Raw genomic sequence first — 14,489 nt, 5'->3', positions numbered from 1 at the left:
GGCAAAGCGCTACGCCTGCGCACCGAAAAGCCCCATTGCAGACACCCATCTCAATAAGATTAAACGCCAGACTTGCCGTGCCAGAAGGGTTTGCGAATAATAGGCCCGCAATTTGCAGTATCAATAGGTTTAATGTCTTTTGTCTCTGCATAAAATCCAGAGGCTGTCAATGTGCTGGAACCGCTTTCTCGGTGCTTCTGTAAATTGTTGTCGCATTGAGGAAATATCGGCTTCCGGCCTGTCGTTAGAATGCCGATCACTCGCTCGTCGTCTCCGGTGTGTAACTGGTGTAGGACGCAGCACCGCAATTCGGTTTCCCTTATGTCGCATCGTGGGCCATGGCTCATACTGCTGTTTTGCCCTATACCGATGGAGTCCCAAGATGAAGAAACTCGTGCTGTTGGGCGCCCTGGCGCTGTCCGTGCTGTCCATGCAGGCTTTCGCTGATGAGAAGCCTCTGAAAATTGGTATCGAAGCGGCCTACCCTCCGTTTGCCTCGAAGGCGCCGGATGGCAGCATCGTGGGTTTTGACTACGACATCGGCAACGCCCTGTGCGAAGAGATGAAGGTCAAGTGCACCTGGGTCGAGCAAGAGTTCGACGGCCTGATCCCGGCGCTCAAAGTACGCAAGATCGACGCGATCCTGTCGTCCATGTCCATCACCGAAGATCGCAAGAAGTCCGTGGACTTCACCAAACGCTACTACCTGAGCCCGGCGCGCCTGGTGATGAAGGACGGCGTAGCGGTCAGCGACAGCCTGGCTGAGCTCAAAGACAAGAAGATCGGCGTGCAGCGCGGTTCGATCCACGACCGTTTCGCCAAGGAAGTGCTGGCTCCCAAAGGCGCCACCATCGTTCCCTACAGCACCCAGAACGAAATCTACCTGGACGTGGCTGCCGGTCGTCTTGACGGTACCGTGGCCGACGCCACCCTGCTGGAAGACGGTTTCCTGAAGACCGACGCTGGCAAAGGCTACGCGTTCACCGGCCCATCCTTCACCGACGCCAAATACTTCGGCGACGGTATCGGCATCGCGGTCCGCAAAGGCGACAAGGAAAACCTGGACCGCATCAACGCTGCCATCACCGCGATCCGTGCCAACGGCAAATACAAAGAAATCGAGAAAAAGTACTTCAACTTCGATATTTACGGCCCAGAAGCCCAGTAAATACTCGCAGCTGTCAGTCCGAAATGGCGCAAGCAACAGAATTCCTGAGGTTTGCGCCATTTTTTCATCCCCCTTTTCGAGGACCTGAATCATGTTGAAAGGCTACGGGGCCGTCATCCTCGATGGCGCATGGTTGACGCTTCAGCTCGCCTTGTCGTCCATGGCCTTGGCCATTGTTCTGGGTCTGATCGGGGTCGCGTTACGCCTGTCGCCGGTGCGCTGGTTGGCCTGGCTGGGTGACTTGTACTCCACGGTGATCCGCGGGATCCCTGACCTGGTGCTGATCCTGCTGATTTTCTACGGCGGCCAGGACCTGCTCAACCGCGTCGCGCCGATGCTCGGCTACGACGACTATATCGACTTGAACCCCTTGGCCGCCGGCATCGGCACCCTGGGTTTCATCTTTGGCGCCTACCTGTCGGAAACCTTCCGCGGCGCCTTCATGGCTATTCCCAAGGGCCAGGCCGAGGCCGGCTTGGCGTATGGCATGAGCAGTTTCCAGGTGTTTTTCCGGGTGATGGTGCCGCAGATGATCCGGCTGGCGATCCCTGGCTTCACCAACAACTGGCTGGTCCTCACCAAGGCCACCGCGCTGATCTCGGTGGTGGGTTTGCAAGACATGATGTTCAAGGCCAAGCAGGCGGCAGACGCCACCCGCGAGCCTTTTACCTTCTTCCTCGCAGTGGCGGCGATGTACCTGGTGATCACCAGCGTGTCGTTGCTGGCCCTGCGTCATCTTGAGAAGCGCTACTCGGTAGGCGTAAGGGCGGCTGATCTATGATCTTCGACTACAACGTCATCTGGGAGGCCATGCCGCTGTACCTTGGCGGCCTGCTGACCACCCTGAAACTGCTCGCCATCTCGTTGTTCTTCGGCCTGCTCGCCGCCTTGCCCCTGGGCTTGATGCGTGTGTCCAAGCAGCCAGTGGTCAACGGTGCGGCCTGGCTCTACACCTATGTGATCCGCGGTACGCCGATGCTGGTGCAGCTGTTCCTGATCTACTACGGCCTGGCCCAGTTCGAAGTGGTGCGCGAGAGCTTCCTGTGGCCGCTGCTGTCCAGCGCCACGTTCTGTGCGTGCCTGGCGTTTGCGATCAACACCAGCGCCTACACCGCCGAGATCATTGCCGGTAGCCTCAAGGCCACGCCCAATGGCGAGATCGAAGCGGCCAAGGCCATGGGCATGTCGCGCTACAAGCTGTATCGCCGCATCCTGCTGCCGTCGGCCCTGCGCCGCGCACTGCCGCAGTACAGCAACGAAGTAATCATGATGTTGCAGACCACCAGCCTGGCCTCGATCGTCACCCTGATCGACATCACCGGTGCCGCGCGCACGGTGAATGCGCAGTTCTACCTGCCGTTCGAAGCCTACATCACCGCCGGCGTGTTCTACCTGTGCCTGACCTTCATCCTGGTGCGCCTGTTCAAGTTGGCCGAGCGCCGTTGGCTGAGCTACCTGGCTCCAAGGAAGCACTGATATGGAACGTATCGATCACCTGTTGCCCTGGGGGCATTTGGGCTGCGAGCGCCAACTGAGCGTGTTCCGCTTCGGCAGCGGCGAGCGCAAGGCCTATATCCAGGCCAGCCTGCACGCCGATGAATTGCCCGGCATGCGCACCGCCTGGGAACTGAAAAAGCGTCTCACCGAGCTGGAAGAGCAGGGCGCCCTCAACGGCGTCATCGAGCTGGTCCCGGTGGCCAACCCGATGGGCCTCGGCCAGCTGCTGCAAGGCGCACACCAGGGGCGTTTCGAGGTCGGCAGCGGCAAGAACTTCAACCGCGATTTCGTCGCGTTGGACGAGCCGGTTGCCGCGCTGCTGGAAGGCAAGCTGGGGGACGATCCTCACGCCAACGTGCGCCTGATCCGACAGGCCATGATTGACACTCTCGACGCCTTGCCTGAGCCGGCGAGCCAGCTGCAAGGCATGCAGCGGGTGCTATTGCGCCACGCCTGCAACGCTGACGTGGTGCTCGACCTGCATTGCGACTGCGAAGCCGCATTGCACCTGTATGCGTTGCCCCAGCATTGGCCGCAGTGGCGTTCGCTGGCCGCGCACCTGAATGTGAAGGTCGGCCTGTTGGCGGAAGACTCCGGTGGCAGTTCGTTCGATGAAGCCTGCTCGACGCCCTGGCTGCGTTTGTCCAAGGCGTTTCCAGACGCGCAGATCCCGTTGGCGTGCCTGGCGACTACGCTGGAGTTGGGTGGCCAATCCGACACCGGGCGCGACGAGGCGATTTTCCACGCCGAAGGCATTCTGGCGTTCCTCGCCGAGCAAGGCCTGATCAAGGGCCAATGGCCGGCGGCACAATTCGATGCCTGTGAAGGCATGCCGTTCGAAGGCACCGAGATGCTGTTCGCGCCCCATCCCGGCGTGATCAGCTTCCTGCGCAAGCCGGGTGAATGGGTCGAGGCCGGTGATGAGATTTTTGAAGTGATTGATCCCTTGTCCGACCAGGTCAGCATTGTTTGCGCCGGCACGTCCGGGGTGCTGTTTGCCGTTGAGCGGCTGCGTTATGCCCAAGCAGGTTTTTGGCTGGCCAAGGTCGCGGGGCGCGAAGCCCTGCGCCATGGCAATTTGCTGAATGACTGACCCACTGTTTTTGTGAGAACCGACCGCATGTACAAACTTGAAGTCCAAGACCTGCATAAACGCTATGGCAGTCATGAAGTGCTCAAAGGCGTGTCCCTGGCCGCCGCGGCCGGTGACGTGATCAGCATCATCGGTTCCAGCGGTTCGGGCAAAAGTACCTTTTTGCGCTGCATCAACCTGCTGGAGCAACCCCACGCCGGCAAGATCCTGCTCAATAACGAAGAGCTGAAACTGGTGGCCAACAAGGACGGCGCCCTCAAGGCCGCCGATCCGAAACAGCTGCAGCGCATGCGTTCGCGCCTGTCGATGGTGTTCCAGCATTTCAACCTGTGGTCGCACATGACCGCGTTGGAAAACGTCATGGAAGCGCCGGTGCACGTGCTCGGCATGTCGAAGAAAGACGCCCGTGAAAAGGCCGAGCATTACCTGGCCAAGGTCGGCGTGGGCCATCGCAAGGATGCGTTCCCCGGCCACATGTCCGGCGGCGAGCAGCAACGTGTGGCGATTGCCCGTGCCCTGGCGATGGAACCGGAGGTGATGTTGTTCGACGAACCCACTTCGGCCCTCGACCCGGAACTGGTCGGTGAAGTGCTCAAGGTGATGCAGGACCTGGCCCAGGAAGGCCGCACCATGGTGGTGGTGACGCACGAAATGGGCTTTGCCCGTGAAGTGTCGAACCAGTTGGTGTTTTTGCACAAAGGTATCGTCGAAGAACGTGGCAACCCGCGTGAAGTACTGGTGAACCCGCAGTCCGAGCGTTTGCAGCAGTTCTTGTCCGGTAGCTTGAAATAATCAAGGCTGCTTTTGTGCACTGAAGTAGTGCATGATCGGAAATCTTGAGGCTAGCTCAAATCCCCTGTGGGAGCGGGCTTGCTCGCGAAAGCGGTACATCAGATATACCTGTATCAACTGAAACACCGCTTTCGCGAGCAAGCCCGCTCCCACATTGGTTCTTCACCGTTTTTAAGATTTGTGTTGGTTTACCGGCTAGCATTAGCCCCTGTCTTCATTACTGTTACTCGCTTCGGATAGCCCTACATGACCGCCCATCGCATTGGTTTCCTGATTTGGCCCAGCACAAAAGCACTCACGCTTGCGCTGGCTGAGGAGGCCTTGCGCGTTGCTCAGCGGGTGCATCCGGACGTGGTCTACGAACTGTCGTTCCTGCTCGCCGAGCCGGCCTCCGATGGCGCCTGGCAACTGCCGGGCGAGCCGTGGGGCGGCAAGCTGGAAGGTTTCCAGAAACTGTTCCTGCTGGCGGACGAGCCGCCCACCGCCATCGCCTCGCAACTGAGCAGCGCGCTCAAGCAACTGGTGCGCGCCGGATGCGTGATCGGTGGCTTGTCGGCCGGTGTCTACCCGCTGGCCCAGCTCGGCCTGCTCGACGGCTACCGTGCCGCCGTGCACTGGCGCTGGCAGGACGATTTCGCCGAGCGTTTCCCCAAGGTCATCGCCACCAGCCACCTGTTCGACTGGGACCGCGACCGTCTCACCGCCTGCGGTGGCATGTCGGTACTCGACCTGCTGCTGGCGGTGCTGGCCCGCGATCACGGGGCCGAACTGGCCGGTGCGGTCTCCGAAGAACTGGTGGTGGAGCGCATCCGCGAAGGCGGTGAACGCCAGCGCATTCCGTTGCAGAACCGCCTGGGTTCCAGCCACCCGAAGCTGACCCAGGCCGTGCTGTTGATGGAAGCGAATATCGAAGAGCCGCTGACCACCGACGAAATCGCCCAGCACGTGTGCGTGTCGCGACGACAACTCGAGCGCATCTTCAAGCAATACCTCAACCGCGTTCCCAGCCAGTATTACCTGGAACTGCGCCTGAACAAGGCGCGCCAGATGCTCATGCAAACCAGCAAGTCGATCATCCAGATCGGCCTGTCGTGCGGCTTCTCCTCGGGGCCGCACTTCTCCAGCGCCTACCGCAATTTCTTCGGCGCCACCCCGCGTGAAGACCGCAACCAGCGGCGCAGCAGCAGCCCGTTCGAGCTGTCGTCGGTGCCCGCCGAACGCGGCTAGATGCTTATTCCTCCTCTGTCTGGGGCGTCGGTGGCGACAACGGGTTGCCCTGCTCATCCACGCTCGCCTCGGGCACCCGGAAATCTATGCCGGTGCGCTGGTAGTAGCTGCGCAGCCTGCCAATACTTTGCGCCGACCAAGGGTTGTCACTCAGGTCGCAGTCCTCCAGAAACGTGGGGATCATCTCCAGCAGGTCGGGGGGGATGTGGCTGATCTGGTTCTGGCTCACGTCCAGTGTGTCCAGCGCGCTGAGTTGAAACACGCCGCGAGGCAACTCGCGGATCCGGGTGTTGCGCAGGTGCAGTGAAGTCAACTGGCTCAACCGGCTGACATCGGGTGCCAGTGTCAGCGGGTTCTCGCTCAAGTCCAGAAACTCGATGTCCGCCAAGTCGCCGATGGCCGCGCTGTCGGAAGCGCTGAGCCTGAGTTGGCAGTGGGACAGTCCCAGGCTTGTCAGTTTGCGCAGGCTGAACAGCGATTGCGGCAACGCTGGCAGATGACACTGGGTCACGACCAGCGATTGCAGGTTCGGGAAACAGCCCAAGGTGCCGTCGAGCCCGGTGGTCGTGCCGTCGCCGGTGTATTGGAACCAGGACACATGGTCGAAGCGTGCGCTCAGTTGCGGCAGGTCACCGAGGATGGGAGTGTCCAACACCAGCGCATGGGTGAGTTCATCATTCAGGCTCTCTTCGTCTTCGGCTCCTTCGCGGCGCCACGCCTGTTGCAGCAGGGTCTTGAAATCATTGCGCAGCAGTTGCTCACGCGCCCGTTCCGCTTCGTCCAGCGGCGTATCCAGTATGGGGTGGCGTTGCGGTACATCCAGCATCCACTGTTGCAGGTCTGTCGTCAGTTGGGCGTATTCGGCTTCCAGGCGGCCGAGGGTGGGGGACACGGCGTCCATGGTGCCGGGGAGCCTGAAAATGAAGCGGTCGGCTTCGGCCTCGGTAAAGGTCGGGTACAGGCGCAACAGGCGCTCCCGATCGGCCTCGGGGGCCTGGGCATTGAAGTTTTCTCGCCAGGCCTGGCTGTAGCGTTTGACCTGTTCGAGCGCCGCGGGCGATAGCGGGTTGCCGGACAGGTCATAGGCGCGGCTGACCTGCGCCGACAAGTTGAACAGTTCTTCGGGCAGCGTCTCGATGGCGTTATTGCTCAAGTTCACCGTGCTGCGCGGCACGCCGTTGACCAGGCTGGCGGGCACTGCGCGCAGGCCGGTGTTGGCCAGCAATACGTTGGACAGCCTCGGTAGTTGATGAAAGTCTGGCGTACGGCCCAGGGGGTTGTGGCTCAGGTCCAGGTATTCCAGGTGTTGCATGCCTTGCAGGGCGGTTGCGGCGGGCGCTGACAGTGTGATGTTGCACCGGGGCAGGCCGAGAAACGTCAGGTTGGGCCGTGAAAGGATCGCGGCGGGGATCTGCCCGAGTGGGGCGTTTTCGATGTCCAGGATGTCCAGCGCAGGGAAACTGTCGAGAAACGCCGCGGGCTCCAGTGCGCGGCCATTACCGTGAATCACCAGAGAACGCACATGGTCGAAGCGCGCGCTGAGCGTCGGCAGCTCGCCGACCAGGGGTTGATCGATGACCAGGGACTGGAGCATGCGTGTCTCCTGAGTCGTGATCCGCCTCCAGCTGTCTTCCAGGCGCTGGCTCAAGGCACTGCGCCGGGCCTGTTCCAGGGCCGGTTGCCCGGGTGCCTGGCGCCAGGTGCTGAGCTGTTGTTGCAGCCTGTCCAGTTCACCGGCCAAGCGTGCCAGTTCGATCCGCCCCTGTTCGATATTGCCCGGCAGGGTAAAAATCAAGCGGTTGATTGCCGGGCGGTCCAGTGTCGGGTACAGCCGCTGCGCGTCGCGGATGTCGGTGGGGTGGGCGTCGGCCTCCCAGCAGGTGCGGTGGACCTGGAAGTAAGCCTTGACCCGTTGCAGGGTCGAGCCGGAAAGGGGGTTGTTCGACAGGTCCAATCGGTAGCTGGAGGTGGCAGGCTGGTTGTAGATCGCTTCAGGCAGCTCGCTGATGCGGTTGTCGCTCAGGATGGCCGCCTCCAGCTCAGGCCGGTTGAGTAGGCCCGCGGGCACGCGATCGATGCCGGTGCGGGTCAGGTCCAGGGCTATCAGGTTGTGCAGGGCTTGCACATCCGGCACCAGGCCCAGCGGGTTGTGATCCAGCGCGAGGGTTTGCAGGCGGCTCATCGAGGCGAGCTCAACCTGGTTGGCAGCTGTGAGCACTATGTTGCAGTCGCTCAGGCTGAGGGTGTTGAGGTTCGGCCAGGTGTGTACTTGCGCCGGTAATCTGCCCAGGGGCGTGTGGCGCACTTCCAGGTGACGCACGCGCTGGAAGCGACTCAAAAACGCCTGGGCGCCACGGGTCGTGCGCGTGCCGATCAGGGACAGCAGCGACACGTGGTCGAAATGGGCGCTCAGGTTGGGCAGCTCGCCCATGATCGGTATGTCCAGACGCAGGGTATGGCCGTTGCGTGCGGGGTCGTCGAAGTACTGGTCGACATCGGTTTCACGCAGCCAGGCCTGTTCGAGTTGCCGGGCCATCAGTTGCCGGTTGCGCCGTTCATAACGGCGTTGGCGGGGGGTGAGCGGCTCGCCGGTTTCAGGGTGGTGGGTAGGGGGCGCGGTTTGCCAGGCCGCCAGCTCTTGCTGCAGTTGGCGATGTTCCTCAGCCAGGGCCGCCAACTGGTTGGCCGCACCGCCGGGTTGGCGTTCCCACTGCTCGAGCAGCGCGGGGATGCGGTCGCGGTCGAGCCGTGGGTACAGCAGCTCGGCCCGTTGTTGCAGCGTCAGGGGTTGGTCGGAGGCGGGCGGTTGAGCGGGATAGCCGCCGTTGTTACCCAGCAGGCGCAGGGTTTCGAGTGACGGCGCTTTGGGCGCGCCATTGCTGAGTACTACGCGCAACTCATCCCGGGGCAGCGGCCGTTGGCGCAAGCGGCGTTTGAGTTCCGTGCCGTCGGTGACCTGGATGCCCAGCGCGTCGCGTTGCGCATCGGGCAAGGCTTTAAGGATGGCGCTGTACAGGTCGGTTTCGCCAAACAGCGCACCCCGGTCGTCATAGGGTACATAGCGGCCATTGTCGGTACGTACCAGGGTGCGCACGATGGTGGCATCGGCGGGGCCGACGCTGTTCCAGACCGGCCCGTGCGGCGATTGATAGCGGGCCACCAGGCGCACCCGAGGCGACCAGCGCGGCATCAGTTTCAGCGAGTTGAGCGCCAGGCGATCGCTGTCGATACCCGCTGTTGCATCCAGGTGCTGGCCTTCATAGGCGCGATTGAGGCGAACCTCCCGCATGGCGGTCATGGCCAGTTGCGCCAGGCGCGGCGGCGTGCGTTGCTGGTCCAGCGTGTGCAGCTCGCTGCCGGTGGCGTGCTCCAGCAGGTGCTCGGCGACATTCACCGGCAACCCAGGTGCGGTGTCGATCAGGCGCTGGGCAGCGGCAGACGGGGCGGGTTGCGGGAGCGCGTAGCGCGAGTCGAACAGTTGCGCGCGTTGCCGTTCGGCAATGTCGGCCAGCACGCGGCGCAGGTTTTTCGCGCGGGTATCCAGGCTCAATTGCGGATCGCTGGCCCGTTCGCCGAACGATGCGCGGATCTCTTGCGGGCTCAGGGCCTCCAGCACGATCTTGAGCAAGTTGCCGTTCTTCAACTGCGCTTCGTGGATCTGCACCACGGGCCGGTCGCTTTCACCGAAGCGCCACGCCACGTTACCTTCGGCATCCAGAAAATGCAGGGCTTTGGAGGTTGGCCAATAGCCGTAGCTGGTCAGCAGTTGCAACTGATCCTGTGGATCGATCGCGTGGTACACCGCCGGGTCGTCACTGCGCAGTTGCTCGATCAGTTGCTCAATGGCGCGGTTGATGCGCATCCGGCTCAAGGTGTCGCTGAGCAATGGGGGAAGCGGGTCGCCCCTGACGTGCATCCTGCGCAGGGCGGCTTCATCCACGCCGCTCAGTTGCAGGGCCAGCGCACGGTCGGCGTCGCTGAGGTCATGCGCGCGGTGACCCAGGCGCTGCAGCAAGGTCGAGGAGTCCCATTGCATCGGCTGCTCCAGCTCGCTGTGCCAGGCGCCGGCGCCGTTATGGGTGAGGGTCGGGCGGTAGGCGTCGGGGCGGCTGGGGTGTTTGATCACATAGCGCCCGGTACCGGGCGTCTGCTCCACGGCATAGTGCTGGCCTGCCAGGGGCAGGATTGCCTCGTCACGCACCTTCAGCAGCCCCAGCCCGTCATGCCCCAGGCGCGGCGGCACGTTTATGGCCTGTCGGTAGGGCTTGAGGTCGGGTTTCCAGTAGCGGGTCTTGCCATTGGCGAGGGTGACGGGCTTGAAACGGTCGATGAACGTCAACACGTTCTGTGGCAGCAGCTTGCGCAGTTCGGTCACGCCCAAGGTGCTGCCGGCGACAAAAATACCCGCCTGCACCAAGGATTCGAGGATATTCATCAGGTGGCCGAACGCCTGCTTGTCCAGGCCTTGCGCCCAATCGACGATGCCTTCAAACACCTCATCCAGCAGTTGATAGGCCATGTAGCCCAGCATCAGTTCACCCAGGCCCGGGATGAAGGGCGCCACCACCAGCAGCACGGCGTTGAGCACCGATGAGGCGACGCTGACAAACGAGTCCCACAACGCCCAGCGTGCATTTCGATCGGCATCGGCGGTGGGCACGGCCAAGGTGCGGGCGTCATTGAGCAGCTTGTTTAGCGTCTGCTGATACAGGTGTTGCCAGACGTCGCCCGAAATCGCTGTGGCAGCCACTTGCAGCGTGGGCGCAGCGATGGGCTCCTCGCGCCACGGCGCCTGGCCATCGCCCGGCTTGGGAGGGTGCCAGGTGATCCGTGCCAACCGCTGTTTGAGATCGGCAAAAAACACCCCGCGTTGTGCGTGGGCCACGAAACGGCTGAAAAAACCCTGGTACTGCTCGTCACGCAGCTGCTCGGCCAGGGTCTGCTGGAAGGCGCGCGACGATGCATATTCCTTGATGGGGTGCTGCGGGTCGTCCGGCACATAGGCCACCACGCGCTGTACCGTGCGGGCGTGCTCCGGGTCGGGGGCGAACAGCAGGATGCCGGTGAGTGGGGCGTCCATCATGCTCAGGGCATGGCACACCATGGGACGGCCGCCGATCGTCACGCCAGTGCGCCCGGCGATCAGGTCTTCAATCGCCCTGGCGTAATCGGCCTGGATGTCGCCCTGTACCCGCGCCACTTGCAGGGCTGCGCGCAGGGCGGCCTTTTGGTGGATGTTGACTTTGTGCTGCAGCACGGCGCGGGCGACGGGCTCTGTCATGCCCAGCGCCTCGCGCAGGTAGGTGGCATAGCGGGCGCCGATATCCAGTTCGCGGCACAGCCTGGTGAAGGCGGCAATCGACAGGGCCTGTTTGATCGCGGGCAAGGTGTCGAACTGTCCGTCGTCGGAGGGCCGGGTGATAAAGGTCGAGCCCGCCTCGTATGCCTGCGGGCGCATTTCCTGGGCGTCGAAGTTATGCAGGGCCGCGTCCAGCAGTGACACGGTCCAGGCCCGCGCCCCGCCTGAGGTCAACGAGGGAAACCAGGGCACGTGCTGGGGAATGTACAGGCGCACGAAGATCGCTTCGGCATCCAGGTTCAGGCTGAAGCGAGTGAGCAGGGCGTCTTCGAGGATCGGCTTGGCGAAGGCCCTGGCGCCCTGTACGTGTGCGAGGGCCTGGTCAAGGTTGTTGCGGGCGGTCCAGAGCTCGGCAGTGTGTTGGCTGAGCGCGGTTTTTAATGGCGTGGGCGCGTTCGCCAGCGCCACGGCGTGTTGCGGTTGGGCGTTTTTCAGGTCGCTGCGGGTGCGGGTGCTGGCTTGCCCGAGCCACTGTGGGAACGCACCGAGCAGCGGTGCGTAATGGCTGTCCGGGTGGCGGGTACTCTGGGCCAGGGTGGCAGGAGGGGAAGCGGTCGTCATGAGCTTGATCTCTTGGGTCATGAAAACGGCTAGTAGATCAGCGGCACTGCGGCCCAGGAGCTTAGATAGTTAGGGGGCGGGGCGTGTATTGGTCCTGCCGTAAAACCGCCGGGCAGTTTAAACTGCGCCTTTGCGACGCTATTTGTCGCATTGGCGTAAACCCGCTGAAAACGCGGGTTGGCGCTATAAGAAGTTGTCGCTTGGCGACAAGGCTGCACTGAAAACTGTCCTTACAATCCCTGCATCGCCCGCCAGTTCCAGGCAGGCGTTCCTCTTCAGGAGACTCCGATGTCCGTTGAGCAAGCCCCGGTGCAACGTGCCGATTTCGACCAGGTCATGGTGCCCAATTACGCACCTGCCGCATTCATCCCCGTGCGTGGCGAAGGTTCCCGTGTATGGGACCAGGCGGGTCGCGAGCTGATCGACTTTGCCGGCGGTATCGCGGTCAACGTATTGGGCCATGCCCATCCGGCGCTGGTCGGTGCACTGACCGAGCAGGCCAACAAGCTGTGGCACGTCTCCAACGTCTTCACCAACGAGCCGGCGCTGCGCCTGGCCCACAAGCTGATCGACGCCACCTTTGCCGAGCGTGTGTTCTTCTGCAACTCCGGCGCCGAAGCCAACGAGGCCGCGTTCAAGCTGGCCCGTCGCGTCGCGTTCGACCGTTTCGGCACTGAGAAGTACGAGATCATCGCCGCGCTGAACAGCTTCCACGGCCGCACCCTGTTCACTGTCAACGTCGGTGGCCAGTCCAAGTACTCCGATGGTTTCGGTCCAAAAATCACCGGCATCACCCACGTTCCCTACAACGACCTGGCCGCGCTGAAAGCCGCCGTTTCGGACAAGACCTGCGCCGTGGTGCTGGAGCCGATCCAGGGCGAAGGCGGCGTGCTGCCGGCCGAACTGGCCTACCTGCAAGGTGCCCGTGAGCTGTGCGACGCGCACGACGCTCTGTTGGTGTTCGACGAAGTGCAAACCGGCATGGGCCGCACCGGCAAGCTGTTCGCCTACCAGCACTACGGCGTGACCCCGGACATCCTGACCAGCGCCAAGAGCCTGGGCGGTGGTTTCCCGATCGCGGCGATGCTCACCACCGAAGCGCTGGCCAAACACTTGGTCGTGGGCACCCACGGCACCACCTACGGCGGCAACCCGCTGGCATGTGCGGTGGGCGAGGCGGTGATCGACGTGATCAACACCCCGCAAGTGCTGGCTGGCGTGAACGCCAAGCACGACCTGTTCAAGGCGCGCCTGGAGCAGATCGGCAAGCAATACGGCATCTTCACCGAAGTGCGCGGCATGGGCCTGCTGCTCGGCTGCGTGTTGAGCGACGCGTTCAAGGGCAAGGCCAAGGACGTGTTCAACGCGGCCGAGAAAGAAAACCTGATGATCCTGCAAGCCGGCCCGGACGTGGTGCGTTTTGCCCCAAGCCTGGTGGTGGAAGAGGCGGACATCAAGGAAGGTCTGGACCGTTTTGAGCGTGCTGTGAAGACGTTGACGCAAGGCTGATACACGGTTCGGTGACCGGCGATGCGGGCACCGAACACAAATTTTGTATGCCGGACTCCTTGGTTGGAGCTGTGAAGGTCAAATGTGGGAGCGGGCTTGCTCGCGAATGCAGTGGTTCAGTCACCTCAAATGTTGAATGACACACCGCTTTCGCGAGCAAGCCCGCTCCCACACTTGACCTCACTGGTCTCAAGACTGTGTCCGGCATTTTTTCCTGCAAGTTTTTCGAGTTAAGGAGTGACACCATGCTGGTGATGCGCCCCGCGCAAATGGCTGATCTGGGCGAGGTACAGCGTCTGGCTGCGGACAGCCCGATTGGTGTCACCTCCCTGCCGGATGACGTCGAGCGCCTCAGCGACAAGATCGCCGCCAGTGAAGCGTCCTTCGCGGCCGAGGTCAGTTTCAACGGTGAAGAAAGCTATTTCTTCGTGCTCGAAGACACCGAGACCGGCAGGCTCGCCGGTTGCTCGGCCATCGTCGCCTCGGCCGGTTACTCGGAACCTTTCTACAGTTTTCGTAACGAGACCTTTGTGCACGCCTCCCGCGAGCTGAAGATCCACAACAAGATCCACGTGCTTTCCCAATGCCACGACCTCACCGGCAACAGCCTGCTCACCAGTTTCTACGTGGTGCCCGAGCTGGTCGGTTCGCCGTGGTCGGAACTCAATTCCCGTGGCCGCCTGCTGTTCGTCGCCAGCCACCCCGAGCGCTTTGCCGACTCGGTGGTGACCGAGATCGTCGGCTACAGCGACGAGAACGGTGACTCGCCGTTCTGGGACGCCATCGGTCGCAACTTCTTCGACCTCAACTACGCCGCCGCCGAGCGCTTGTGCGGGCTGAAAAGCCGCACCTTTCTCGCCGAGCTGATGCCCCATTACCCGATCTATGTGCCGCTGTTGCCGGACGAAGCCCAGGAAGCCATGGGCCAGGTGCACCCGCGTGCGCAGATCACCTTCGACATCCTGATGCGCGAAGGCTTCGAGACCGACCATTACATCGACATCTTCGACGGTGGCCCGACGTTGCACGCGCGGGTTTCGGGCATTCGTTCGATTGCCCAGAGCCGCGTGGTGCCGGTGAAGATCGGCGAGATGGTCAAGGGGGTCGGTCGCCAGTACCTGGTGAGCAATGCGCAGTTGCAGGATTACCGCGCGGTGATGCTGGAACTGGACTACGCACCGGGCAAGCCAGTCACCCTGGACCTGGCAGCGGCCGAAGCGTTGGGCGTCGGCGAAGGCGCGAGCGTGCGCCTGGTCGCGGTTTAAAAGCAGAGTTTCGCGGGT

Annotated in this window: 9 protein-coding genes; 8 read left to right on the top strand and 1 reads right to left on the bottom strand. The window is 62.4% G+C overall.

Translation table 11 applies throughout. The features are described from left to right. Positions 1-382: 382 nt before the first annotated feature. From OPU96_RS06910 to argR, 6 genes are all read left to right on the top strand, one after another. Positions 383-1,168 carry an ABC transporter substrate-binding protein gene (locus tag OPU96_RS06910; RefSeq protein ID WP_226457534.1) on the top strand — a complete coding sequence of 262 codons (786 nt, stop codon included), beginning with the start codon at positions 383-385 and terminating at the stop codon, positions 1,166-1,168. A 91-nt stretch (positions 1,169-1,259) separates the two neighbouring features. Beyond that, positions 1,260-1,949, top strand: a complete 690-nt coding sequence (locus tag OPU96_RS06905) for an ABC transporter permease (RefSeq protein WP_010208305.1) — start codon at positions 1,260-1,262, stop codon at positions 1,947-1,949. Further along, positions 1,946-2,644 carry an ABC transporter permease gene (locus OPU96_RS06900; RefSeq protein ID WP_061449306.1) on the top strand — a complete coding sequence of 233 codons (699 nt, stop codon included), beginning with the start codon at positions 1,946-1,948 and terminating at the stop codon, positions 2,642-2,644. Before OPU96_RS06905 ends, OPU96_RS06900 begins: the two co-directional genes overlap by 4 nt. Before the next feature lies 1 nt (position 2,645). Beyond that, a complete protein-coding gene (locus OPU96_RS06895; protein ID WP_498558902.1) occupies positions 2,646-3,758 on the top strand; it encodes a M14 family metallopeptidase in 1,113 nt (370 codons plus the stop codon). Positions 3,759-3,785: 27 nt separating this feature from the next. Next, the gene (locus tag OPU96_RS06890; RefSeq protein WP_090400457.1) at positions 3,786-4,550 is read left to right on the top strand and encodes an ABC transporter ATP-binding protein; all 765 of its coding nucleotides are present in this window, start codon (positions 3,786-3,788) and stop codon (positions 4,548-4,550) included. A gap of 246 nt (positions 4,551-4,796) precedes the next feature. Beyond that, on the top strand, positions 4,797-5,777 hold the full coding sequence (argR, locus tag OPU96_RS06885; protein ID WP_192300640.1) for a transcriptional regulator ArgR: 981 nt from the start codon (positions 4,797-4,799) through the stop codon (positions 5,775-5,777). Between the two features lie 4 nt (positions 5,778-5,781). On the opposite strand, the gene OPU96_RS06880 is transcribed toward argR, so the two are convergent. Next, positions 5,782-11,697 carry a dermonecrotic toxin domain-containing protein gene (locus OPU96_RS06880; RefSeq protein ID WP_498558901.1) on the bottom strand — a complete coding sequence of 1,972 codons (5,916 nt, stop codon included), beginning with the start codon at positions 11,695-11,697 and terminating at the stop codon, positions 5,782-5,784. A 288-nt stretch (positions 11,698-11,985) separates the two neighbouring features. Here OPU96_RS06880 and OPU96_RS06875 point away from each other — a divergent pair, with 288 nt between their 5' ends. Continuing rightward, on the top strand, positions 11,986-13,206 hold the full coding sequence (locus tag OPU96_RS06875; RefSeq protein WP_192300642.1) for an aspartate aminotransferase family protein: 1,221 nt from the start codon (positions 11,986-11,988) through the stop codon (positions 13,204-13,206). A 245-nt stretch (positions 13,207-13,451) separates the two neighbouring features. Beyond that, a complete protein-coding gene (aruF, locus tag OPU96_RS06870) occupies positions 13,452-14,471 on the top strand; it encodes an arginine/ornithine succinyltransferase subunit alpha (protein ID WP_226457538.1) in 1,020 nt (339 codons plus the stop codon). The last annotated feature ends 18 nt before the right edge of the window (positions 14,472-14,489 follow it).

It is taken from the genome of Pseudomonas sp. RP-B7, assembly GCF_059803535.1.
The sequence above is the reverse complement of the archived record's forward strand: the minus strand, read 5'-3'. Positions and strand labels throughout refer to the sequence as shown.